Below are 24,460 nucleotides of genomic sequence, written 5' to 3'. Positions count from 1 at the left end.
CTAGTTGTATTTAATTCTGGGATCAAGCAATCGATAAACGATATCCGTTAAAATATTGCTGATGACGACAATCAAGGCGATCACAAATACAGCGGCCTGAACAATAGCCATGTCGTGTGTATTCACTGCGACAACAAGCAACTGCCCCAAGCCCGGCCATGCAAATACCGTCTCGGTAATCAGTGTTCCGCCGATCAAGCTTGTAAATTGCAAGCTCATGATGGTGACAACCGGAATTAATCCATTGCGAAAAGCGTGTTTTCCGATCACTACAATCTCAAAAATCCCTTTACTTCGTGCTGTCCGTATATAGTCCTGATTCAAAATATCCAGCATACTGGAGCGAATGAGTCGGGTCATTTGTGCAGAAAGACCGACACCCAGCGTAAAGGCTGGAAGTATTAAATGCTCCATCCCGCCCCGGCCAGACACGGGAAGCATCCCCAACATGACGGAGAATAACAAAATGAGCATAATCCCCATCCAAAAGTTAGGCATGGCCTTGCCGACGACAGACAAACTGGAAATGATTAAATCCATAAAGGTATTCCGCTTAACTGCCGAGATGACGCCCAGTGGCACTGCGATGATGACCGCAAAAATCATGGCGGCTACTGCCAATTCAAAGCTGGCAGGCAGCCGTTCCAGCACTAAGGGCAAAGCCGATTCACCATAGCGAAACGAGGTGCCAAAATCGCCCTGTAAGGCACTGCCAATAAATTTAATGTATTGCGTATATAATGGCTGATCCAGTCCGAGCGCTTGTGTCAATACTGCACGATCCTCGGCTGTAGCGGTCTCCGGCAGCATAAGGGCTACTGGGTCGCCGGTTACCCTCACCAGGATGAATACAATCAGAGAGACAATCAGCAGTACAGGAATCACCTGCAGCAGCGATTTGGCGATATAAGTTTTCAATCCGTCACCTCCGTAACCAGCAGGCTTTTTTTAAAAGGACGGGCAGGAACCTGCATTGAGGTCCCCGCCCGTTCACTTCTCGTTTTATTTTGCAGATGCAATATCCTCTGCATAGAACATTTCATCACTTCTCGGCTGGAAATTCACGCCGTTACCAGTGCCATAAATCCCTTCCATTTGGAACAGGTAGACGGCCGGACGGTCTTCAGCCAAAATCTGTTGCACTTGCTGATACTCTTTTTCACGCGAGGCTGTATCCAGATTTGTCAGAGCATGCTGCAGCAGCTTCTCTACCTTTGGATTGTTATAATCCGTTTCGCCTTTAGCCTCTTCCAGCAGGTAACGATTATAGTTATTGGAAGCATCGAACAGGGAATTACCAATGCCGATCATAAACATTTCCTTGAACGATTTGGAACTGTAACGCTCACTGAAAGCACTTGGCTCCAGCACGTCCAGCTTAATTTTGAAACCTTCTTTATTTAACATGGCGGCTACAACCTCAGCATACTCCTTGTATATTGAGGATACCGACAAGGTTAATTCCGGGCCTGCGCCAGCATAACCGGCTTGCTGCAGCAGTTCTTTGGCTTTAGCCGGATCATATAAGGTCTTCTCATACAGGGAAGGATCGGCACCAAAGTTGCCCGGCGTAACAGAAGTGCGAGTTACGATCCCGGCACCGCCTGCAATGCTGTCCACGATCCCCTTTTTATCGATTGCAAGGTCTATCGCCTCTCTCACTTTCGGGTTAGCCGTAACACTTCCTTGGCTTTGACGCAAAATCAATTGCAGCACTCGCTGAATCGGTGCCTTGACGATTTTTTTACCGTCTTCGCCTTGAATACGTGCTACATCGGTGGACGGAATGCCGGAAGCAATGTCAACCGAGCCTGCGAGTAGTTCAGACACACGCGTAGAGGCTTCTGGAATGGAGCGAAAAACAACCTGATCCCATTTCGGCTGACCTTCATAATATTTATCATTTTTAACGAGTACCACCCGGTCATCCTTAATCCATTGACTAAATTTATAAGGGCCTGTACCGATTGGATTTTTAAGGAATGCCTCGATCCCATTTTTCTCAATATACTTGGAAGGTAATATCCCTGCTCCCATTTTGGACAAACGATTCAGCAGCAGCGGGTCCGGTCCGTCCGTGATGATGTCTGCTGTATGTTCATCCACCACTTTTACTTCTTTAATGTTTTTAAAATAGGAATTTTGTTTGAGCGTGTTATCCTTTGCCACTCTTTCTATCGTGTACTTCACATCTTCCGCCGTGAATGGATCCCCGTTATGGAAGGTAACCCCTTCGCGCAAGTGAAAACGCCAAGTTGTATCATTTACTTTTTCCCAGGAAGTAGCGAGCCCAGGTACTTTCTTCTGCTGACTATCATTTTTCAGCAAGTAGTCAAATACGTTAACCAGAACGGCTTCACTCGCCGTATTGTTATTGTTATGTGGATCAAAACTCTCAATATCCGTAGCATTCGCAATCGTCAGCACTTTACTGTCAGTCGATGTCGATGCTGCACTATCTTTGCTGCCGCCTGTGGATGGAGCACCGCAGCCTGCCAGAATAATCGCTGCAATCAGTAATGTGATCCCGCCTGTAAACCACTTGTGTCTGTTCATTTTGTCCACTCCAGTCCATTAACGTTGTATTTTGCCACACAGCTGTTTCTCTAGCGTCTCAAACTTTATTGCTTCTTCAAAAAATTCAGCGCTATAGCCGACATCATGGCTACGCCATAAGGCAGTACCGATTCGTCCAAATCAAACTTGGGATGATGTAATGGATAGCTTGTTTCCTCATCTCCTCTCCCGGACCCCAGCCGGAAGAACACGCCGGGAACCTGCTCACAATAAAAAGCGAAATCCTCCCCGCCTGTTGACGGTTTGATGTATTCCCACTCTCTGGAGCCAAACAGCAGCTCACTCGTTTCTGTCATCAGGTCGACCATATCCGGGTCGTTCTGCACAACCGGGTAGCCATGCTGATAATTTAATTCATATCCGGCCCCAAACGATTCACACACCCCACGGACCACCTGCTCGATCAGTTCAGGCATTCGGCTGCGCAGCTCCGCAGATAGAGTTCGAACGGTGCCGATCATTTCTACTTCCGGTGCAATGGCAGCCCCCATGTAGCCGCCACTAATTTTGCCAATCGTAATGACAATGGGCTCAAGCGGGTCAACCAGACGGCTGGGTATATTTTGCAGGGCAGCAATCACCTGCGCCGACACGGCAATCGCGTCTATCCCCTCATGCGGACGGGCGGCATGACCACCTTTGCCTAAAATTTTAATGGTTAAGCCATCTGCTGATGCAAAAGCTACCCCTTTGCTGACCCCAAGTGTTCCTGTCCTCAGACCCGGGAACATATGTAGTCCTGCCATGGCATCTACTTTGGGATTGTCCAGCACACCGTCATCTATCATGGCCTTGGCTCCGGCCAAACCTTCTTCTGCCGGTTGAAAGACAAATTTGATATGGCCTCGTTCAGGTCTCTCCAAAGTAGCCAGTAACTGCGCGGTTCCCATCAGTATCGCAGTATGGGCATCATGTCCGCATAAATGTGCCTTTCCCGGAATCTGCGAACGATAGGGAGCCGTTTTTTCATCCTGAATCGGTAAAGCATCCATATCTGCCCTGAGACCGATGGTAGGCCCCGGGCTTTTTCCACGCAACAGCCCCACAACCCCGGTTTTACCTACCTGTGTGGTTACCTCCAACCCCAGACTTTGCAAGTGCTCAGCTACAATACCGGACGTGCGAATCTCTTCATATCCCGTTTCAGGATGGCGATGAAAATCCCTGCGCCATGTAATCAATTGCTCTTGAAGCGGTCTTGATAAAGCCAAGAGCTCATGTATGCTCGTGCATTCACCATTCATGCTTTCACCGTCCCCGCAAATTGTGTTCTTTGTTCCGTAAGACACCGTCTAGCCTTTTGCAACCAATCTTGCATAAATGGCATCAGCGGAATGTCCAATATGATGTCTCATTATTTCCCGCGACTTCTCAGCATCCCGTGCCCGAAGTGCACTCAGGATTTCCGTATGGACATCGTAGTTCACCGTCCGAATCTGGTTATCATAGGGCATGAGATCCAGCGCCGGGTTAATTTGAGTCCGAATCTGCCTAACAGCGGCTTCACAAAGTGGATTACCCGATGCCTTGGCAATGGCTAAATGGAACTTGACGTCCAGGGCCCGAAACCATTCTCGGGTACAATCTGCTTCAATACTCTGATCCAGATAATGCTGAAGCAAGTCCAGTTCATCCGCAGTGATCCGCGCAGCCGCTAAAAAAGCAGCCTCAGGCTCCACAATCATCCGATATTCAAAGACCTTCAGCATATGCTCCCAATCTTGTGCGATTTCTGCCCGGGTACGTTTATGAGAATTTGCTGTCACCGGAAGAACAAACGTCCCTCCCTTGGCACCTACTCTCTTTTCAATGAGTCCCTTGGACTCCAATTGAGATAATGCCTCACGAACTGTAATTCTGCTGGCATTAAATATCTCTGCGAGTTCCCGCTCTGTTGGCAGCTGCTCCTCGCTAAGCAACTCTTTTAGAATAATAGCCTCTTCCAGCTGCTCTCTAATAAAATCACTCACTTTTTTAGCTGATACTTTCTCAAAGCGCAGAGGAGATGGGATTAACATACGAACACTCCGATCCATAAATCTTTAAGGTCTAAACCTTATACCTTTAAAAGAAACAAAAAAATATAAATCTGTTGTTATCATAATACCTAGTAAACCTATATGCAATACTTTTTTCTGATATTATATAAAAAGCGCGCAGCAGGTTATCCTGTGCGCGCTTGGTCATTCTCTATTTTTCCTCCAGCTCATCCGGTACATCATATTTATTGATATGTGAGGTCATCGCTGCAACTGCTTCGCTGGCATCCGTCGTGGCCGGTACTTCTCTGACCACATCATCAGTCTGGTCACGAAAATTCAAACGGTCCGCCTCGACTACTTTCTGTTGATTTGGTTTCATTATTTATATCGCTCCTTTCTTATTCCAGGCTCTGATCTCGCTCTGTTAATGTGTACAAAGGTACTTCCCGCTCCTCCTCCGGATGATTCAGCGCATAGATGCGTGCCGTCTCACTCTGCTCGTTCACATGCTGAATGTAAATGGGTTGCCCCTCACACAGTACATTCGCCATTATGGGAGAGGATGCTATTTCTCGTGCTCTTTGAACATTCATTTTAGAAAAACCTCCCTTGCTGAGTAGAGTTCATCTTTACTATGCACGAGGTAAATATTTGTTATACAAATTTCACGTCAAACACCAAAAACATGCCATACAGCGGCTGTACTCTGTTACACCAGGAAAAATATTGATGCCATTTTAATGTGCTCGCACCACATTTACAGAAAGGATATCATTTGAAAATATAAATATTATTGTTATTATAAATAGAGAGATTCAGTGAAAGCTGCGATCTTCGATAAAATCGAACAGGAGTGATGATGAATGCTGCACATATTAATGGTTAACTTTCCGGCAGAAGGGCATGTGAATCCTACGCTCGGGATTACGCAAGCCTTTGCAGCACGTGGGGATCAGGTGCATTACATTACAACTGAGAAATACAAGGACAGACTCCAAGCAGTTGGAGCAACGGTTCACCTGCATCCCGATCTGATCAGAACGGCTTCCATTGATACCAGTACTCCGGCTGGGTTGAACGCATTTATGAATATTCATATCCAGACTTCGATGGACATATTAGCAATCACCAAGCAGCTGTCTGAAAGCATTGATTTTGACTTTGTGTTCTATGATAGATTTGGAGCCGGGGAATTAGTGAGAGATTATTTGAATATTCCAGGCATTTCTTCATCGCCATCTTTTCTGATTTCAAACCATCAGATGGCTGTCAATCTCTTTCGCCCTGATGCTAAAATACCGTTTCAGCCTAGTGAACAAGTCACGACTTCACTGCATTTCATGAAAGAAAAATTCGGTGTGGCTCCCAAAGAAATGGTTCAATTTATGAACAATTCAGGGGCTTTGAATGTTGTATATACGAGCAAATATTTCCAACCGAGAGGCGAACAGTTTGGGGACGAGCATCTTTTTATTGGTCCCAGCTTCCCAGAGCGCAAAGGGGCTAATTCATTCCCTCTGGACAGACTACAGGGTAAAAAAGTTTTGTATATTTCGATGGGAACGGTTCTGGACCATACTGAAGACTTTTTTAACACCTGTATTGAAGCTTTTTCCGATTTTGAAGGCATCGTCGTGATTGCAGCTGGCGAGAAAGCCGACTTTACGAAAATCAATCCGGCCCCTGAGCACTTTATCATTTCGCCCTATGTTCCTCAATTGGAGGTATTGCGTCATACAGATGTGTTTATTACGCATGGTGGAATGAACAGCGTGAATGAAGGGATTCACTTCAATGTACCCTTGGTCGTTCTACCTCAGGACAAGGATCAGCCAATGGTCGCGCAGCGGTTAACGGAGCTTCAAGCTGGCTATCGAATAACCAGAGACCGTATCCATGTACAATCGTTAAGAGAGGCCGTACATGAAGTGATGTCGAACGCAGCATATAAAGAGGGTGTACAAAAAATAAATGATAGCTTCCAGCAATCTGGAGGTACAGAGGAAGCCCTCGCAAAAATTGATGCATATCTTCAAAAAGAGCTCGCGTAAATGGTTTCCAAGAATTCCAAGCCGCTTAGGCTTGCGGCTAAGCGGCTTGGATAAAGGGGAATCTGCCTGAAATCGGCGATCTAATCGGTTGGCATTTACCACAGATGCCTGTTTGACGAAAAAGCGTCTACTTTTTAATTATTCAAATCTCGTGGGCTAGGAGGCGCACACGATTTACGCTCTACAAACCGGGTATCGACTGTAATTTTAGATTGCATTTTAGGGCCTGTTTCGATGGCTCTAGTCAACAGATCGACGGCAAGCTCAGCCATTCGCTCTTTCTCAACATGGATCGTTGTCAACTCTGGAGTAATAATTAATGATTCATTAATATTGTCGAACCCTATAACTGAGCATTCCTCGGGCACTTTAATCCCCATCTCGGTTAATGTTTTAATCGCACTTATCGCAATGTAGTCACATTCACAAAACCACGCCGTCGGAAGTTGTCGATCATCACTCAAATATTCAGTCAATTGTTTTTTAAGCGATTCCTGTGAGCTTAGAATGGTTGGGGCCACCGACAAACGCCGAGATGTGGGGATATCGATCTGAAATTCCTCTAATGCCTCCATAAATCCTCGCTGCCGCTCCTCAAAATTATGAATACGTACATTTGAAGCAATATAACCTATTGAAGTATGACCAAGTTGGCATAAATGTGCTCCTGCCTGGTAAGCTCCTATACGGTTATTAATACCGATAAATTGTACGGGCAACGTGTCAAAACAAGTATCCAGTACAACCAAATTAGGCATGATATGATGTATTTCTTCGATCTGCCAGCGTGTCAAATTTGTTCCGAGAACAATGGCACCATCACTATATTTTTCCTCAAACACATGTTTAATTTCTTCTTCAAAAAATTCTACATTTACTGTCGAAAAAATTAGTTTATAACCTTTTTGGCGGCAGTTTTCTTCTATGAAATAGATCAGTGACTTAAAAAAGGGCTGTTGATCATATTGCTCAAAAACAATACCGGAGCTAGTACACACTAGAAACAGCAACGCTTTATCGCCTTTCTTCTGATGTGAGGCTCGGCTCTTCGGCATGTAACCAACTTGATGAGCGATTTGAAGTATATGCTCTCGTGTTTCAGGACTAATCCCCGGCTTACCACTAAAAGCAAGAGAAACAGCCGATTTAGAAACATTAGCCATTTGGGCGATATCTTCCATTTTCATAAATTGATTCTCCATCTATATAAAATACGGCTAACCGTTAAAGTCAGTTTACATATATGAATAAACAGATGCAATAGATTAATATATTTATCGATATAAATTTAGTTTCTTTATTTATAATATTATTCATTTTATTCCTGAAAATTTGGTGAGAAAGCATACTATATATGTGATTTGTTCTAAATATAATCTATAAGTTTAGATAATTCAACTAGACTAACTAAACTAAATAATGATTTTTATTAGAATTCAGCCAATTGACAGCGGTTTATAGAGGTGATACGATGATTTCGAAAATAAAACTTCATACATTTTAGTTGATTTAGTTTAGTCTTGTTTAGTCTCATTTCAGTTTATTTACTTCTAGTAAAGGAGAGTTATTAATGAAAAAGCTGAAACTGGGTTATGCACCTACACGACGATTTACCTTCAGTGCTGAGGATGCATTCCGCTACAAAGTTGCCATTCGCAAACAAATCGAGAGCTTCGGGATGAACATTGATATTGTGGATTTGGAAGGGCTTAATGAAGAAGGATTGCTATACGACGATCATATTAACGCTGACTTGATTATCAAACGTTTTAAGGAAGAGGAAGTCGACGCCGTTTTCTTCCCCCATTGCAATTTTGGAACTGAGGATACGGTTGCCCGTGTGGGCAAGGCGCTTGGCAAGCCGGTTCTATTGTGGGGTCCACGTGATGAGGCCCCTTTGGCCGACGGCATGAGATTGCGGGATACCCAGTGTGGATTGTTCGCCAGCGGAAAAGTGCTTCGCCGCTTTAATGTCCCATTTACCTATATAACCAACAGTCGTGTGACTGATCCGGTATTTGAACGAGGGTTTAACAACTTTATCTCTGCCGCCAATGTAGTACGACAGTTCAATAGGTTACGGATTCTCCAGATTGGCCCTCGCCCCGCTTCCTTTTGGACCATGATCTGCAATGAAGGAGAACTGTTGGAACGATTCGGTATTGAAATCCATCCGATTACGCTGGTAGATATTCAGCTTCGTTCCAAGAAAATTGCATCCGGGAGCAGTGCTGAACTTTCCGAAGCGATTGATTACATCAAAGAGAAGCTGGATTACAGTGAAGTCACCGAAGATGATGTCAGACGAATCGCTGCACTTAAAGTAGCCATGAAATCCTATGCTGTCGAAACGGGAAGCACAGCCATCGCCATCCAATGCTGGTCCGCCCTTCAGGAAGCCATGGGAATTATGCCTTGCCTGGCAAATGCCATTTTGACAGATGAACAAATTCCGGTCACCTGCGAAACTGATATTCACGGAGCTATTACTTCGGTTATGGTACAAGCGGCTGCGATGAACGAACTGCCGACCTTTTTTGCTGATATTACGGTACGCCACCCTGAGAATGACAATGGAGAACTTCTATTCCACTGCGGGAATTTCCCAGTATCCATGTCCATTGAGAACAAACCCAAGCTGCGCAAGCACTTCCTGTTCGATGATCACGCGCCAGGCACACATGAAGGAGAAATTAAAGGCGGCGGCATGACCATCGCTCGTTTTGATGGTGACCACGGGGAGTATTCCATTTTCCTCGGCAAAGCGAAAGGGATTGAGGGACCTTATACCCGCGGCTCGTATGTTTGGGTAGAAGTCAACGACTGGCCGTTATGGGAAGAAAAGCTCGTCAAAGGTCCTTACGTCCACCACTCTGTTGGCATTCACGCTAACGTCATCCCGGCTCTCTACGAGGCCTGCAATTACCTTCCAGGCGTCAAGGCAGACCCGGTAGATCCTACCGAACAGGAGATCCAACGCTGGTTGCGCGGCTCCGATCTCACTGTCACTAAGTCGAACATTCTGGTTTAACTATATTATTTCAAGGAGGACACTATGGAAATCCAAGACTTGAAAATCAAAGCCGCACAAATCCGTCAGGATCTGCTCACCATTATTCATCGTGCCAAAACAGGGCATACGGGAGGCTCGCTGAGCAACACGGACATACTCACCGCTCTGTACTACGAAATCATGAATATTGATGTCGCTAATCCTAAATGGGAGGAGCGCGACCGCTTTGTTGCCAGCAAGGGACATTCCGTCGAATCTTTATGGTGCATTCTGGCAGACCGTGGTTTTTTCCCAAAAGAAGAACTGAAAACCTACAGCCAATTCGGAACCCGTCTGATTGGACATCCGAACAATAAAGTTCCCGGCATTGAGATGAATACAGGCGCATTGGGCCATGGCCTCCCCATCTCAGTCGGGATGGCGCTGGCTGCCAAGCGTGACGGACGATCCTACCGTGTATTCTGTCTGATGGGTGACGGGGAGCAAGCTGAAGGCTCCAACTGGGAAGCTGCTATGGCAGGTGCCCATTACAAACTGGATAATCTTGTCGGTATCATTGACCGCAACGGCCTGCAAATCAGCGGTACAACCGAGGAGGTTATGGGACTTGAGCCACTCGAGGAGAAGTGGGCTGCCTTCGGCTGGAATGTCATCTCCATTGACGGTAACAGCATGGAGGAACTGGTTCAAACATTCCGCAACGTCCCCGAAATTGAAGGCAAACCAACGTTGGTGCTGGCAAACACGATAAAAGGAAAAGGTGTATCCTTTGCCGAGGGTGTTCCAGGATGGCATCACCATGTTCCAAACGATGAAGAGCTTGAACGCGGACTGACTGAACTACAGCAAAAAATAGACGAATTATCCGGGGAAGGACAGGTGAAATAAACAATGAACAAAATCCCAAATCGTCAGGTCATCTGTGAAACACTGCTTAGCCTTGCCAAAGAAGATCGGGATATTATGGTGTTGGCTAGTGATTCCCGCGGTTCTGCTGCCATGGCTCCTTTTGCAGCTGCATATCCCGAACAATTTGTGGAGGTAGGCATTGCCGAGCAAAATATCGTCGGTATATCAGCCGGACTCGCCCACAGTGGTAAAAAGCCGTTCGTCACCTCTCCTGCCTGTTTCCTCAGCATGCGTAGTATTGAGCAAATCAAGGTAGATGTAGCCTATTCCGGGACCAATGTAAAGCTGATCGGGATAAGCGGCGGTGTCAGCTACGGTGCATTGGGAATGTCCCATCACTCTGTTCAGGATATTGCCGTGGCCAGAGCGATTCCAGGTTTAATGGTCTTGCTGCCCGCCGATCGTCATGAAACCAAAAAAATGACCGAAGCGCTGGTTCAGCATAACGGAGGTGCATATGTGCGGATCGGACGCACTGCTGTTGAAGATGTCTATTCGTCCGATGATTATCCGTTCGAAATTGGAAAAGCTGTCACCTTACGAGAAGGATCAGACATTACTCTGATTGGCGCTGGTGAAACCGTCCGTATCATTCTGGATGCGGCTGAGTTACTCCAGCAAGCGGGTGTGAAAGCACGTGTCCTCAATATGCACACCATCAAGCCTCTTGATGAGGAAGCAATCATCGCCGCAGCGCGCGAAACCGGAGGCATTATCACCGTGGAAGAGCACAGTGTATTCGGAGGCTTGGGTGCTGCCGTAGCAGAAGTCGTGGTTCAAAATCAACCCGTTCCAATGAAAGTACTGGGCATACCGGATGAGCCGGCGATTGCGGGCAAAACAGCTGAAGTATTTGAACATTACGGGCTTACACCTGGGAATATCAACAAGATTGCGCTCGAACTGATTAACAAGTAAGGAGCTGTAGCTGTAATGAATATCGAGACCTATATTCTGGCGATCGATCAAAGCACTTCCGGAACCAAAACACTGCTGGTCAATCGGCAGGGCGAAGTGATTGCCCGTTATTCTTTGGAGCACAAACAATATTACCCCCGGCCGGGCTGGGTTGAACATGATCCGCTTGAGATATATCACAATGTGCTTATTGCTGCGAAAGGCGTGCTGGAGAAAGCCGGGCTTTCTCCTTCCTCGCTGGCCGCAGTCACCATTACGAATCAGCGAGAAACGGCTCTGATCTGGGACCGTACTACCGGTTTGCCTGTCTATAATGCCATTGTATGGCAGTGCCAGCGGACGGCAGAGGTCTGCGCACAGTTGAAAGATGATGGCTATGAAGATATGATTCGCTCCAAGACGGGTCTAATGCTCGATCCTTATTTCTCTGCTGCCAAGTTTAAATGGATTTTGGAACATGCGCCTCATGCGCCCCAACTGCTTGCTGAAGGCAGATTGCTTGCAGGGACCATTGACAGCTGGCTGCTATGGAAACTTACTGGCGGTCAAATACATGCAACCGATTACAGCAATGCCAGTCGTACTTCCCTCTTTAACATCCATACCCTGGCTTGGGATATGGATTTGTGCAACATATTTGGTGTTCCCTCCTCCCTGCTTCCTGAGGTTAAAGCATCAGATGCCTTGTATGGCTATACACAGGAAGCGCAATTATGGGACGAACAAGTAGCGATATCAGGGATAATCGGAGATTCACAGGGCGCACTGTACGGACACCGTTGCTTTGAAACTGGCGACGCCAAAGCGACGTATGGAACTGGAACGTCGGTCCTTATGAATATTGGCTCACAGCCCGTACAGGGCGGTGAAGGTCTTGTCACAACGATTGCCTGGGGTGCTTCAGGCAAGGTTACTTATGCCTTGGAAGCCGTTATACGCACGACCGGAGACAGCATAAAATGGACAAGGGATAATCTGGGACTATTCTCGTCATTTGAGGAAATGCAAGCAATGGTCACCGAATTGCAGGACAATGAGGGCGTATATCTGGTTCCTGCTTTTGTCGGTTTAGGTGCTCCCTACTGGAACCCTTCTGCGCGTGCTGCCATTCTGGGCATGACCCGTGGAAGCGGCAAAGCGCATATTGTACGGGCAGCGCTGGAGAGTATCGGGTATCAGGTGAGAGATGCAGTAGAATTTATACGAGAACAATCCGGTGTACCTCTGACTAGTCTGCGTACGGATGGCGGAGCCTCATCTAACAGCTGGCTAATGCAGTTCCAGGCAGATATCCTGGGTACCCATGTTACCCGCTCTACCTGTGCCGAGCTGTCTGCAATGGGCTCTGTGTATCTGGGCGGTCTCGGAGTCGGATACTGGCCAGATCCTAGCATCGTCACCGGAAACACCTCTGATCAGAATCTGTATGAGCACTACACTCCTAGCATGGACGAAGTCAGCCGTCAGCGGCTTTATACAGGTTGGCAGAATGCAGTGCAGATGGTAATACGTTCAGAACAACCGCATACACCATCTTCTCCTATCAATTGATGATTCAGTCTTCTACATTTATTTTTGAGTTTACTACAAGCTTCCGGTTATTTTGCAGGTGTTACACTTGGAGTAATCGGAGGTTTTTTTAATTTAGTTCAGTGTACACTACATTTATTCTGCTTTACAGAAAGGGGGGCACCTTGAATGAATGCGCGCATGGTTTCAATTCTTCAGCACTTGCTGGCTGCCGACGCTCCTGTCAAAAGTGATTATCTTGCCAAATTGATCCAGGTTACTTCACGTACCATCCGCAGCGATATCCGGGAACTGGATGAATTTCTAACCAAACACGGGGCAGCAATTGAACCTGTTCGTTCAAGGGGATATGAACTGAAAATTACGGATAATCGTAGCTTTCGTGCGTTGCTGCAGCAGTTGTTCCTATCCAGCGAGCCCGATGATCCAGGTTCTCCCGGCTACCGGCAATTGTTTTTAATAAAGCGTCTCCTGCTCGCTGATCATTATGTGAAGCTGGAAGACCTCGCAGATGAGCTATATGTAAGCAAGTCGACGGTGCAAAATGATTTCAAAGAGGTTAAACAAACCTTGCAAAGCTACGGAATCACGATTCACAAACGGCCGAATTACGGAGTCAAACTGAAGGGTGATGAAGTTCAGCTTCGGTTTTGCTTGTCCGAGTTTATTGTAAGCCGTTCCGAGGAACAAGGCGGAACACTTCATGCAGCGCTGCGCATCGTCAGCCCCCGCGAAATGACGCTGATCTGCGGAATCGTTCTGGAACAGACTCAGAAATATGAAGTGACGCTCTCCGATATCGCCTTCAGCAATTTATCTATTCATATTGCGATCGCCTGTAAGCGTATCCGTGACGGAAACCGGGTGGCTATGCTCTCGACGGAAATAGGAGATCTGCGGGGCACCGATGAGTTTCGGGCTGCCGAGCATATTGTCGAGCTGATCGGAAAGGAATTGCAGTTGTCTTTTCCCGAAGACGAAATCGCCTACATTGCCATGCATCTTGCCGGAAACAAGTGGTTTGCCGGGATTGAAGGACAGCAAATAGAGGACATGGGACCCGAGAAGCTGTTGGACCGGAACATCTATGAACTGGGCAAAGGAATGCTCGCCGAGATCGACAGGGATTTGAACCTGAACATCAGCCGTGATACGGAACTGCTCATAGGTATCTGCCTTCATCTGAAGCCAGCGCTGAACCGGGTAAAGTACGGGATGAACATCCGAAACCCCATGCTGGATCATGTCAAGAGCAACTATCCTCTGGCTTTTCAAGCGGGTGTCATTGGTGCCAAGCTGATCGAGAGCAAGCTGAATATTGCGATCCCGGAAGCGGAGATGGGCTATCTGGCCATTCACATCGGAGCAGCCATCGAAAGACAGCGTATGAATACCCGGCCAAAACGCTGTCTGGTCGTCTGTACTTCAGGAGTCGGAAGCGCCCGGCTGCTTAAGTACAAACTGCAAAGCACTTTTGGCAGCCGACTTGAAGTGGCGGGTACAACGGAATATTACAAGCTTCAGCAGGTTCCTCTCCATGACATTGATTTCGTGGTGAGCACCATCCCCATTCAGCTTCCATTATCCGTTCCGGTCGTGGTGGTGCAGACGCTTCTTGGCGGCAGTGATATGGGCAAAATTGAAAGTTTGCTGGCTGGTGAAGCCGAGTTTGCTTTTCACTACATCCGGGAAGATCTCGTATTTCTGAGACAAAATTTTACCACCAAGGAAGAGGTCATCTCTTTTCTGGGCCAAAAAATATATTGTGAAGGGCTAATCCGCTCTGCCGAAGGCTTTATTGGACTCGTTCTGGAACGAGAACAGGCTGCACCCACGGCTTACGGAAATTTGGTAGCCATTCCTCATCCTATCATTCCGCAAAGCAATCAAACCGTATGGGCGGTCTGCACCCTTCAACAGCCTATCGATTGGGGCGACAAACCCGTGCAGTTCATCTGTCTCCTCAGCATTGAAAGAAACGGCAAAGAGCCGCCGGCCAAAATGTATAAACATCTCATGGAACTGGTCGACAATTCGGATATCATCCAGCAGATGTTAAAATGCGAAACGTACGAGGAATTTTCCAGGATTATCGTCAAATATAAGCTGTATTGATACCAAGCTCCAAAGAAGCATCCGGCTGATATCCACAGATCAGGTGCTGCTTCGGAGCTTTTTGAAATGGAAGAAGTATAATGAATGAATTTCCGCTACTGGCGGAAAAGGCTTGGGTTTAGATCTCGGCTGTAAACCTTTACACTGAATCTGTAAGCTAAAGAGAAAAAAGCATGAGGTGAAAGAGATGGATGAGTATCAGGAAATCATAATGGGAATTATAACCAATGCGGGCGTTGCCAAGAGTAAGGCGATGGAAGCGATTGCTCTTGCTCAAAAAGGTCAAACACAGCTGGCGGCAGAGCGTCTTGAAGAAGGCAAAGACGAGTTGGTGAAAGCGCATAAATTACAAACGAGGCTGATTCAACAGGAAGCGGGCGGAACCGTCCACGAAATCACACTGCTAATGGTGCATGCTCAGGATCACCTGATGTCGGCCATCACAACTAAAGATCTGGCTGGACATATGATCGAGCTTTACGCCAGATTGAATCGCTATGAAGAAATCACAAATCACACTTCAATCGGAGGGAACAACGGATGAAACAAATTACACTGGTATGTGCTGCAGGAATGTCTACAAGTATGTTGGTACAGAAAATGCAAAAGTCCGCACAAGCGCAAAACCTTGAGGTTGAAATCAGAGCTACTTCCGAAGGTTCTTTTAAAGAATATGCTGACAAGACGGATGTGCTGCTGATTGGACCACAGGTCGGCTACCTGGAGGACGATTTCAAGGCAAAATATGAACCTAAAGGCATTAAAGTAAGCGTTATCAACACGATGGACTACGGTATGATGAACGGTGAAAAGGTGCTGGGAGACGCGCTTAAGCTGTAAAGTTCAGGGGCAGGCGCTTACTCGCCTGCCAGGAAAAGGAGGCCCACGTGAAGCGCGAAAAATTGAATTATGATCTCATCAAATGGAAGCGTTCTCTCATTTATTATATAAGCGAATGCAAGTCTAAAGCAGGAGTTGAATAACTATGGCCAACCAACAAAAATTCTCTCATAAGCTTCAAAAAGTGGCGGGCAAAATTCAGCAAAACCGTTACATGAGCGCAATTTCCAACGGGCTGATGTCCACTCTTCCCTTTCTGATTATCGGGGCATTTGCAACCCTCTTCTCTGCGCTTGCTTGGGAGCCTTATCAGAATCTCATTGCACCCGTGAAGGGCATCATCGGGTTGGCATCGACGATGACCACTGGTATCATTGCTCTGTATGCGGTATTTTTTATAGCCTACAGGCTGGCGCAAGCTTTTGACAAGGACCCCCTTGTTCCAGCGGCAACCGCCCTGCTCTCTTTTCTGATCGTCACACCAGTCGAGACCTTTGATAAAGTCCGGGCTTTGCCGCTTCAATGGCTCGGCGCACAGGGATTGTTCGTCGCCATGTTCGTCGGCTTGATTGCCGCACGGTTGTATATTTGGATTGTCGACCGCAATTGGACGATCAAAATGCCTGACGGGGTCCCGCCTACCGTTGTCAAAACCTTTTCAGGTTTGATCCCGGCCGTCTTGGTAGCCCTTGTGTTTGTCATCGTGGCCGGTCTGTTCATGCAGACTCCGTTCGGTACGGTTCACGATTTTATCTACACTTATCTCCAAGTACCACTGGAAGGATTGGGCGGATCACTCGGTGCTTTGATTGTCGCGCTGATCATTATGCAGGCTCTGTGGATGTTCGGGATTCACGGGGCAATTGTTACACTCGCTATCGTTAAACCGATCTGGATGAGTCTGGATCTAGCTAACCTTGACGCTTTCCAGGCAAGCACTCCACTTCCGAACATTATCGGGCTGGCTTTTTGGTATATCTATTGCAACTATGCGCCGATGCTCGCCTTCGCCCTGCTGTTGGTTTTCCTGGCCAAGAGCAAACAGCTTCGCACAATCGGGAAGCTTGGTCTTCCGGGCACCTTTTTCTCGATTCACGAGCCACTGGTCTTCGGGATTCCCATCGTATTGAACCCGTTGCTGGCGATTCCGTTTGTCGTTACTCCTATCATTTGTGCAGTACTCGGCTATATTGGCACCAACATCGGCTTGTTGCCGGCACCCATCGGGATTTACCCGGCTTTCGGCACCCCTATCTTTGCTCTGGGCTTCATCGAGGGCAGCTGGAGACTGGCCGCCGCACAACTGGTACTCATCCCGATCAGTATGCTGATCTACTATCCGTTCTTTAGAGCGCTGGACAAACAGGCTCTGAATAAGGAACGCGAAGCGCAGGAGCAATTGGAACAACAGCAAGCGAGTGAAACCGCAGCAAGCCCTGTCATCTCATAATAGAAAAAAAGCAGAAACGGCGGACGGCAAACGATCGCCGTTTCTGCCATTACAACCGTTAGGAGAAGGAGCTTTTAATTAAACTGAGCATCGCTGAGAACAAACATTATTTTATGAATGAGGGTACTCCCTTTTTTATCTGCTGAACGCAGATCTTAGTGAATACAATTTTACGGTCATTGACCTGGAGAATCGTCGTTTTGGCACAACTTCAATCTCTGTGCAAGAGCAAATCACGACCATCGATATGCATGATTTCGAAGCGGATGTCCTGCTCATCGGCATTAGAAAGTAACCACGTTTCCTATTTATTTAAGTAGACATCCTAAAAAGACTATGTTGCTAGCGCATGCCGGTACTCTATCGGCATGCGCTGTTTGAGTTTGGTTTGAAAACGCTGGTAGTTATAAAAATAGATATATTTCTTCCACAGATGTAAACTTCGTACGCGGACGACCCTTGTGTGGGCATGTGGAACCTCTAGATACGCCTGAACAACCTCTGCTTTGATCACCTCACTGTAAGCCTGATAATGTTGGAAGTTAAGGTCTGCTCATTTATGTGGATTTTTCATTTCACGTCGCTTACAATGAATTTAACCATTGTGATCAGAACTTTAACTAAAAATATCATTAGGAGAATCAACAAATGATCAAATCGAAGCGAATTAATCAGATTAAGGAATACGTTTTTGAGCATGAATCGGTATCATTGGAAGAACTGGTGGAGCATTTTGGAGTATCCAAGAATACAATCCGTAGAGATATTCAGTCTCTTGTCGATTCCGGGATCATAAAAAAAGTATATGGCGGGGTTTCTGTCAATCATTCTACCCTTGTTGTCTTCAACGAACGACGCGATCAGAATCTTACCAAGAAGCAGGAGATTGGCAAGCTGGCTTCCCAGTTCGTGGAGGACGGGGATGTTATTTTTGTTGATTCGGGGACGACGACCTTGGAGCTTCTACCTTACATTCAACACAGGCAGCTTACGATTGTAACGAACAATTTTGATTTTATTCATGAAGCTAAGCCCTTCCCTTCCCTGTCTATCTTCTCTACGGGCGGCATGCTTGAGCGCAAAACGAATTCCTTTGTTGGCTTCCAAAGTATTGAGCTGCTAAAAAAATATAACATTAACAAAGCTTTTATCGCTTCAACGGGCATTTCGATTACGAACGGAGTAACGAATTCATCTCCGCTAGAGACTGACCTTAAAAGTACAGTTGTGGAGAAAAGCCTGAACGTGTATTTAATGATTGATGACAGCAAATTCGACAAATATGCCCTCACTACGTACTGTTCTCTTAGCGATATTGACTATTTGATTACCAACAGTATACCAAACGCAAGCTACCAGCAATATGCATTAGAACATGGTATCAAAATCGTGACGCCATAAGCCAAAGCCAAAAAAGCAGCACGTTCCGTCCTGGTTACAGTGAAGAACATGCTGCTTTTGTATAGAATGCTATTATTTATTTTTTTAAACTGACCGCTTTACGACTCGAGCCAAATTCACGAATTTTGGCACGCACCGTTTCCCGAATCGCGTCTCTCGCCGGAGTTAATATTTTTCTCGGTTCGGTCGTTTCCAAATCCGCCGCTAGCGTGTTACGCAACTGAAGTGACCAGGCCGTCACACATTCGGTGTTGATATTCACTTTTGCATGACCTAGCTTGATCGCCCGGTCGAGTTGATGCTTCGGTATCCCCGAAGCACCGTGCAAAACTAGCGGAATGCCGACTGCTCGCGAGATGGCATCCATCTCGTCAAAGCCGAGCTTCGGTTCTCCGGCATATTTGCCGTGTACGGAACCCAGTGCCGCTGCCAGTGCATCAATACCTGTTTCTTCTACGACCCGTATGCACTCATTCAGATCTGCATACTGAATACCGCCGATCAGGCCATCTTCCATACCGCCTACCGTACCGACTTCCGCTTCGACGGACACAGCATAAGCAGTTGCATATGCTGTGACCTTTCTCGTATCCCGGATATTGTCCTCAATCGGGCCATGGGAGCCATCGAACATGACAGAGGTGAAGCCCGCATCAATCGCACGCAGACAATTGTCAACCGTCTTGCCGTGATCCAAATGCAAAGCTACAGGGACCTGAATGTTCTTTTCCTCAACAAGCGTACTTACCATAGCCACAACAGTCCGGTAACCACCCAGAAAGTCGATCAGTCGATCTGATGCCGCCACAATGACAGGCGCTTCTTCCTCCTGTGCCGCATCAAGTATGGCGTGAACCCAAGATAAGCCGTTAATATTAAACTGGCCAACACCATAATGCTCCTGTTTTGCTTGCTGTAGCATTTCCTTCATGGAAACCAAGGGCACGCGCTCATCATCTCCTTTCCAGTCACTCTTCTAGCTGAGACCCAATCCTTCTTTCATTTTTTTCAACATGATTGCACTTGATTCTTCCGGCTTGTCGCTGTAAGCGAACACGGCATTCGTGGCAATACCGTCAAACTTCATCTCGCGCAGCTTACGGAACAAGGTGTCAAAATCAACATCGCCTTCACCGATGTTCAAGTGCTGGTGAACCGTTACTTTGGCATCAGGCGGATTGACGATGTAACGCAGTCCATAAGCCGCTTTATGATTAAAGGTATCGGCAAACAGCACATGATCGAGCAGATCACCCGCTTCGTCCAGCATTTTGGCAATATCACCTACCCCATCATCATAGAAGAATGTATGCGCGACGGAGTATACTAGCTTGATCCAAGAACGGTCAAGTGCACGGATCATATCAATAGCTCCGGTGTTCGTCTCGATAAAATCATACGGATGCGCTTGCAGATTTAGGCGAACTCCCTCCTTCTCGAATACCGGGATCAGTTCATCCATCGACTTGACGAACTTCTCTTCGCAAATGAACGGTTCGTACTTAGAGCCGCTGAATTCACTGTTCATCAGATCAATATCGAGTTCCACTGCGACCTCAATGGCACGCTTCCAGTTGCGGACAGCTGCCTGTCTTCTTTCTTCATCCGGGCCTGCCCAGTGGTAGAGAGGCAGCAGGGAAGAAAATTTTACACCAGCTTCACTCATCCATTTTTTGACCTGCTTGATCTTGGTTTTATCAACTTTAGGATACTTGTAAAATGGACAGAAATCTTCACGTGGAGATAGCTCGATGTATTCATAGCCCAGATCGGCTACCTTGAAAATCATTTCCTCCATGGATAGCGAATCTCTAAAATGTGTCGGATCATATGCCAGCTTCATGCTTGTTCCTCCTCTTGCCTGTATGGTCAGGATATTAATACTGTTTCGATTTTTTCAACATATCCACCTTACGTTGATACGCACGCTGGATGCCCTCTCTGTCCGATACCTCGGCCACACCGACATGCCACCAGCTGTCATAGCCGTCTGTCATTGTTTTAGGCAGCACTTTCATCTCGATCAGGGTGGAGTTCTTCTGCTTCTTCGCATCCTCCAGCGCTGCCTTCACCTCTTCAACGGTGTTGGCGCGATACACTTTCGCTCCGTATGCTTCTGCGACCTTGGCGTAATCAATGTTCATAATCTGGTTGTCCTGTGTTCTGAACTCGCAGTAATAGCTGCCAGAACCGTGATCCATCTGTAAGTTGTTAATACAGCCAAAGCCCGAGTTGTCGAACAGCAGAACATTAATTTTTTGATGATACTGAATCGCTGTAATCAACTCGGAGTGCAGCATCAGGAAGCTGCCGTCGCCGACGATGGAGTAGACCTCGCGATCCGGGTTCGCGAGCTTGATACCCAAAGCGCCTGATATTTCGTATCCCATACAGGAATATCCATACTCCAAATGGTACGTGTTGCTCACTTCAGATTTCCAGAGACGCTGCAAATCTCCTGGTAGTGAACCAGCGGAAGATACGATAATGCTGTCCTTATCAATGGTGTCGTTGACAGCAATCAATGCAGTCGTCTGTGCCATATCCGATTTAAGAGCATCTGCATATTCGTTCATCGTCTCCTGGGTGAAGTGCTGCTTGACTTCCGGCACAAAGCCCGAGCGTTTGAATTCAACCTTAGCGAGACGCGAACGCTCTTCATCCCATTCTTTTTGCAGTTCCGGAATAATCGTGCCGAATTCGCTGACGTATCCATCCAGACGGTCGTACAGCTTGCTTAACGCAGATTTAGCGTCGGCCACCACTTGCAGACCGTCCAGCTTGTAAGCCTGCATCCGGCTAACGTTAATATTAAGAAACTTCGTACGGTCAAAGTCGAACGCCGTCTTCGAGGAAGTGGCAAAGTCAGTATATCGGGTCCCGATACCGATGACCAGATCCGCTAAACGAGCGGCTTTGTTCGCTGCCAGCGTTCCTGTAATCCCCATACCGCCCAGATTGTTCTCAAAGGTACTTTCGACTGCCGATTTTCCGGCTTGTGTCTCCACCAGCGGAATATCGTACTTCTTCGAGAAAGCGATAACCTCATCCCGCGCTTCCGAATATTTCACGCCCCCGCCGACCAGAATCAGAGGCTTGCGGCTGCTGCGAATCAGATGTTCTGCCGCTTCCAGCTCCCGTTCGCTCGGCTGCAGCCGATCTACATAGTGAACGCGCTTTTCGAAGAAGGTCTCATCGAAGTCAAACGCTTCCCCTTCAACATCCTGGGAAATGCAGATGGTGACAGGTCCACTCTTGACGGGATCGGTCAGAACTTCGAAGCCGCGAATCAAGGTGCTCATTAACTGCTCCGGGCGCGTTACGCGATCCCAATAGCGGGACACCGGCTGAAGCGCATCATTGGTTGTGACAGCCATGCTGTACTCCTGTTCAATCTGCTGTAATACCGGGTCAGGCTGTCTAGTTGCAAAAGTATCCGCAGGCAGGAAAAGCACAGGCAAATTATTTGCGAGTGCCGTTCCGGCCGCTGTTACCAGATTGGCAGACCCCGGACCGGACGACGTGGATACCGCATAAATTTTTTGCCGCAAATTTTCTTTGGCATACGCGATTGCGGCATGAGCCATGCCCTGCTCGTTCTTGCCTTGAAACACTTTCAGATGGCCGGCATCCTGTTCCAGCGCCTGACCGATCCCAAGCACGTTGCCGTGACCGAAAATCGTGAAGATCCCTTCAACGAATGGCGTCTCACGACCATCGATATGAATATACTGCTGGTTAAGAAACTTGATCAGCGCTTGCGCTGTGGTCATTCTGATTTTGTTGCCCATTGTACAACTCCACCTTTATTGAAGTGTTATCACGATATCAGGAATGGATGACAGGCTGATTGGAAATCAATTCCTCAATCTCTTCCACCGTCGGCATAGCTTCCGATGAGCTGTGCTTACTGACTACAATGGAAGCGGAGGCGCTGCCGTATTTCAACGCAGTCCCAATATCCTTGCCGGTAATCAGGGCGTACAGAAATGCTGAGGCATACGAGTCGCCAGCACCGAACGTTTTGAGCACTTTCGTTTTGTACGCCTGCGCCCTGAATACTTCGCCGGATTTGGTATATGCATATGATCCTTCAACGCCATGCTTAATAACGATAATTTCCGGACGATGTCCGAACAGATAGCTGATGGTATTATCATTGGAGCCGCCTTCGCTGTTCTCCATCACGTCATATTCGTCTCGGGTCCCGATGACAATATCTGCCTGCTCCGCTACTATCGAATAATATACGGCCGTTTCTTCTTTGTTTTTCCACGTATACGGACGATAATCCAGTTCGAATACAATTTTTACACCATTGCGTTTAGCCAGTTGAACCGCTTTGAGAACCGCCTCGCGGGAAGGGCTTTGTGCAAGGGCCGTGCCTGAGACAAGCAGCATGCCTGCCTGTTGGATATATTCCTCGTCCACTTCATCTGTACGCAAGTACAAGTCAGCCACATCGTCGCGGTACATCAGGATGCTGCACTCTTCGGGACTTTTGATTTCCGTGAAGGCAAGTCCTGTCTTGTGGCCCTCCTGATCTACAACAAGCTGGGAAGTGTCGATTCCGGCATCACTCATATATTTCTCGATAAAACGCCCATGCTGGTCATCAGCGATTTTGCCGATAAACCCTGCTTTCAGTCCCAACCGCGCTCCCCCGATTGCAATATTTGCAGGGGAACCTCCAACATACTTGACGAATGTCATCGTTTCTTCCATCGGCCGATTGTATTCGGCGGCATTTAGATCAATACAAGCCCTTCCAATCGCAATAAAATCGAACTTTTTGGCGCTGTTTGCTCCATTGCTCATACTTTTCCGCTCCTTTCGGTTATTTCCGATCCAGAATCCATTCATGATCCGGGTCATTGTGGAATTTCCAAATGCGCCTAGGGCCTGCCATAACGTTCAAATAGTAGGATGTATACCCGTCTGGTACGCCTACCGGATGATATCCGGCCGGTACAATAACCACATCCCGATGTTCGACAGCCATTGTCTCATCCAGACTCCGGTCATCTGTGTATACCCGCTGAAATAAAAATCCGGCATGCGGCTCTATCTCATGGTAGTAGGTTTCTTCCAGGAACGATTCATCCGGCAGACGGTCCTGATCGTGCTTGTGCGGCGGGTAGCTGGAGAAATTGCCCCCCTCTGTATACACTTCCACGACAAGCAAGCTGCTTGCGGATGGGTCGTTATCCGGCAAAATGTTGTGAACCATGCGTTTATTCTGATATTTCCCGCGGTGCTCAACGCCGACGTCTTCGGCCTTGATCCACCTTGTCTGGAGCGGCATCAGAGCAGGAGCGTAGCACAGGGCGACGGTTGCATTCGTTACCGCTTCAATCGTGAAGCTTTTTCCGCCGGATACGAACACGCTGTCTGTCGGTCTTTTCTCAAAAACACTCTGTCTCGTTCCGATTCCTTCGAAAACATGCTTGCCTTCGGTAACGGTGATCTTGCCTGTAAGGGCAACAATACAGCATTCCTGATCTATCAGCACTTCTTCATGGCGTCCGTTCGCTTTGAGATCAATCATTTTGAAGCCGACATATTCCAGCTCCGTGTCTTGCGTCATTAATTGATGAACAACTGTAACATCGTTTTGTTGAACTTGATTGGGCTTGCGCAACAAATGACTGATCACGACTGAATCCCTCCAGTA

22 protein-coding genes and 1 pseudogene are annotated in these 24,460 nt (G+C 47.2%); 11 read left to right on the top strand and 12 right to left on the bottom strand.

The window, feature by feature from the left end; translation table 11 throughout:
• The 6 genes from B4V02_RS03500 to B4V02_RS03480 form a co-directional block, all read right to left on the bottom strand.
• A complete protein-coding gene (locus B4V02_RS03500) occupies positions 1-918 on the bottom strand; it encodes an ABC transporter permease (protein ID WP_007432288.1) in 918 nt (305 codons plus the stop codon).
• An 84-nt stretch (positions 919-1,002) separates the two neighbouring features.
• Positions 1,003-2,556 carry an ABC transporter substrate-binding protein gene (locus tag B4V02_RS03495; RefSeq protein WP_094153757.1) on the bottom strand — a complete coding sequence of 518 codons (1,554 nt, stop codon included), beginning with the start codon at positions 2,554-2,556 and terminating at the stop codon, positions 1,003-1,005.
• A gap of 65 nt (positions 2,557-2,621) precedes the next feature.
• The gene (locus B4V02_RS03490; protein WP_094153756.1) at positions 2,622-3,821 is read right to left on the bottom strand and encodes a M20 metallopeptidase family protein; all 1,200 of its coding nucleotides are present in this window, start codon (positions 3,819-3,821) and stop codon (positions 2,622-2,624) included.
• A gap of 48 nt (positions 3,822-3,869) precedes the next feature.
• Positions 3,870-4,595 carry a FadR/GntR family transcriptional regulator gene (locus B4V02_RS03485; protein ID WP_094153755.1) on the bottom strand — a complete coding sequence of 242 codons (726 nt, stop codon included), beginning with the start codon at positions 4,593-4,595 and terminating at the stop codon, positions 3,870-3,872.
• A 172-nt stretch (positions 4,596-4,767) separates the two neighbouring features.
• Positions 4,768-4,938 carry a hypothetical protein gene (locus B4V02_RS26070; RefSeq protein ID WP_007432293.1) on the bottom strand — a complete coding sequence of 57 codons (171 nt, stop codon included), beginning with the start codon at positions 4,936-4,938 and terminating at the stop codon, positions 4,768-4,770.
• A gap of 19 nt (positions 4,939-4,957) precedes the next feature.
• Positions 4,958-5,152 (bottom strand): H-type small acid-soluble spore protein, encoded by a 195-nt coding sequence (locus B4V02_RS03480; protein ID WP_094153754.1) that lies wholly within the window; start codon positions 5,150-5,152, stop codon positions 4,958-4,960.
• Positions 5,153-5,422: 270 nt separating this feature from the next.
• Between B4V02_RS03480 and B4V02_RS03475 the strand changes: the two genes are divergently transcribed.
• The gene (locus B4V02_RS03475) at positions 5,423-6,610 is read left to right on the top strand and encodes a macrolide family glycosyltransferase (RefSeq protein ID WP_094153753.1); all 1,188 of its coding nucleotides are present in this window, start codon (positions 5,423-5,425) and stop codon (positions 6,608-6,610) included.
• A gap of 134 nt (positions 6,611-6,744) precedes the next feature.
• Here B4V02_RS03475 and B4V02_RS03470 read toward each other — a convergent pair whose 3' ends face one another.
• The gene (locus B4V02_RS03470; RefSeq protein WP_094153752.1) at positions 6,745-7,797 is read right to left on the bottom strand and encodes a LacI family DNA-binding transcriptional regulator; all 1,053 of its coding nucleotides are present in this window, start codon (positions 7,795-7,797) and stop codon (positions 6,745-6,747) included.
• A gap of 383 nt (positions 7,798-8,180) precedes the next feature.
• Between B4V02_RS03470 and B4V02_RS03465 the strand changes: the two genes are divergently transcribed.
• The 10 genes and pseudogenes from B4V02_RS03465 (at position 8,181) to B4V02_RS03425 (ending at position 18,786) form a co-directional block, all read left to right on the top strand.
• Complete coding sequence (locus tag B4V02_RS03465) at positions 8,181-9,641, top strand: L-fucose/L-arabinose isomerase family protein (protein WP_094153751.1); 1,461 nt, start codon at positions 8,181-8,183, stop codon at positions 9,639-9,641.
• A gap of 24 nt (positions 9,642-9,665) precedes the next feature.
• Entirely contained in the window at positions 9,666-10,511 is an 846-nt protein-coding gene (locus tag B4V02_RS03460) for a transketolase (protein WP_007432298.1), read from the top strand.
• Between the two features lie 3 nt (positions 10,512-10,514).
• Positions 10,515-11,450 carry a transketolase family protein gene (locus tag B4V02_RS03455; RefSeq protein WP_094153750.1) on the top strand — a complete coding sequence of 312 codons (936 nt, stop codon included), beginning with the start codon at positions 10,515-10,517 and terminating at the stop codon, positions 11,448-11,450.
• 15 nt (positions 11,451-11,465) lie between these two features.
• A complete protein-coding gene (gene glpK / locus B4V02_RS03450; RefSeq protein WP_094153749.1) occupies positions 11,466-13,001 on the top strand; it encodes a glycerol kinase GlpK in 1,536 nt (511 codons plus the stop codon).
• 147 nt (positions 13,002-13,148) lie between these two features.
• Positions 13,149-15,095 carry a BglG family transcription antiterminator gene (locus B4V02_RS03445; RefSeq protein WP_094153748.1) on the top strand — a complete coding sequence of 649 codons (1,947 nt, stop codon included), beginning with the start codon at positions 13,149-13,151 and terminating at the stop codon, positions 15,093-15,095.
• Positions 15,096-15,282: 187 nt separating this feature from the next.
• Complete coding sequence (locus B4V02_RS03440; RefSeq protein WP_094153747.1) at positions 15,283-15,639, top strand: PTS sugar transporter subunit IIA; 357 nt, start codon at positions 15,283-15,285, stop codon at positions 15,637-15,639.
• Positions 15,636-15,935, top strand: a complete 300-nt coding sequence (locus B4V02_RS03435; protein ID WP_094153746.1) for a PTS sugar transporter subunit IIB — start codon at positions 15,636-15,638, stop codon at positions 15,933-15,935. Before B4V02_RS03440 ends, B4V02_RS03435 begins: the two co-directional genes overlap by 4 nt.
• Before the next feature lie 145 nt (positions 15,936-16,080).
• A complete protein-coding gene (locus tag B4V02_RS03430) occupies positions 16,081-17,385 on the top strand; it encodes a PTS sugar transporter subunit IIC (protein WP_094153745.1) in 1,305 nt (434 codons plus the stop codon).
• 142 nt (positions 17,386-17,527) lie between these two features.
• Positions 17,528-17,680: pseudogene (locus B4V02_RS26450) on the top strand (apiosidase-like domain-containing protein); the annotation flags it as partial.
• A gap of 353 nt (positions 17,681-18,033) precedes the next feature.
• Complete coding sequence (locus B4V02_RS03425; RefSeq protein WP_094153744.1) at positions 18,034-18,786, top strand: DeoR/GlpR family DNA-binding transcription regulator; 753 nt, start codon at positions 18,034-18,036, stop codon at positions 18,784-18,786.
• Between the two features lie 76 nt (positions 18,787-18,862).
• Here the strand turns inward: B4V02_RS03425 and fba are convergent, their stop codons facing one another.
• The 5 genes from fba to iolB are packed head-to-tail and all read right to left on the bottom strand — an operon-like array spanning position 18,863 to position 24,439.
• Positions 18,863-19,732 (bottom strand): class II fructose-1,6-bisphosphate aldolase, encoded by an 870-nt coding sequence (fba, locus tag B4V02_RS03420; RefSeq protein WP_094153743.1) that lies wholly within the window; start codon positions 19,730-19,732, stop codon positions 18,863-18,865.
• Positions 19,733-19,762: 30 nt separating this feature from the next.
• On the bottom strand, positions 19,763-20,629 hold the full coding sequence (locus B4V02_RS03415; RefSeq protein ID WP_094153742.1) for a sugar phosphate isomerase/epimerase family protein: 867 nt from the start codon (positions 20,627-20,629) through the stop codon (positions 19,763-19,765).
• A gap of 34 nt (positions 20,630-20,663) precedes the next feature.
• Positions 20,664-22,577 carry a 3D-(3,5/4)-trihydroxycyclohexane-1,2-dione acylhydrolase (decyclizing) gene (gene iolD / locus B4V02_RS03410; RefSeq protein ID WP_094153741.1) on the bottom strand — a complete coding sequence of 638 codons (1,914 nt, stop codon included), beginning with the start codon at positions 22,575-22,577 and terminating at the stop codon, positions 20,664-20,666.
• Between the two features lie 37 nt (positions 22,578-22,614).
• Positions 22,615-23,604, bottom strand: a complete 990-nt coding sequence (gene iolC / locus B4V02_RS03405; protein ID WP_094153740.1) for a 5-dehydro-2-deoxygluconokinase — start codon at positions 23,602-23,604, stop codon at positions 22,615-22,617.
• 19 nt (positions 23,605-23,623) lie between these two features.
• Entirely contained in the window at positions 23,624-24,439 is an 816-nt protein-coding gene (gene iolB, locus B4V02_RS03400) for a 5-deoxy-glucuronate isomerase (protein ID WP_244188525.1), read from the bottom strand.
• Positions 24,440-24,460 lie beyond the last annotated feature (21 nt).

The sequence above is a fragment of the Paenibacillus kribbensis genome (assembly GCF_002240415.1).
Classification (GTDB): domain Bacteria; phylum Bacillota; class Bacilli; order Paenibacillales; family Paenibacillaceae; genus Paenibacillus; species Paenibacillus kribbensis.
This window is presented reverse-complemented; position numbering and strand designations above follow the sequence as displayed.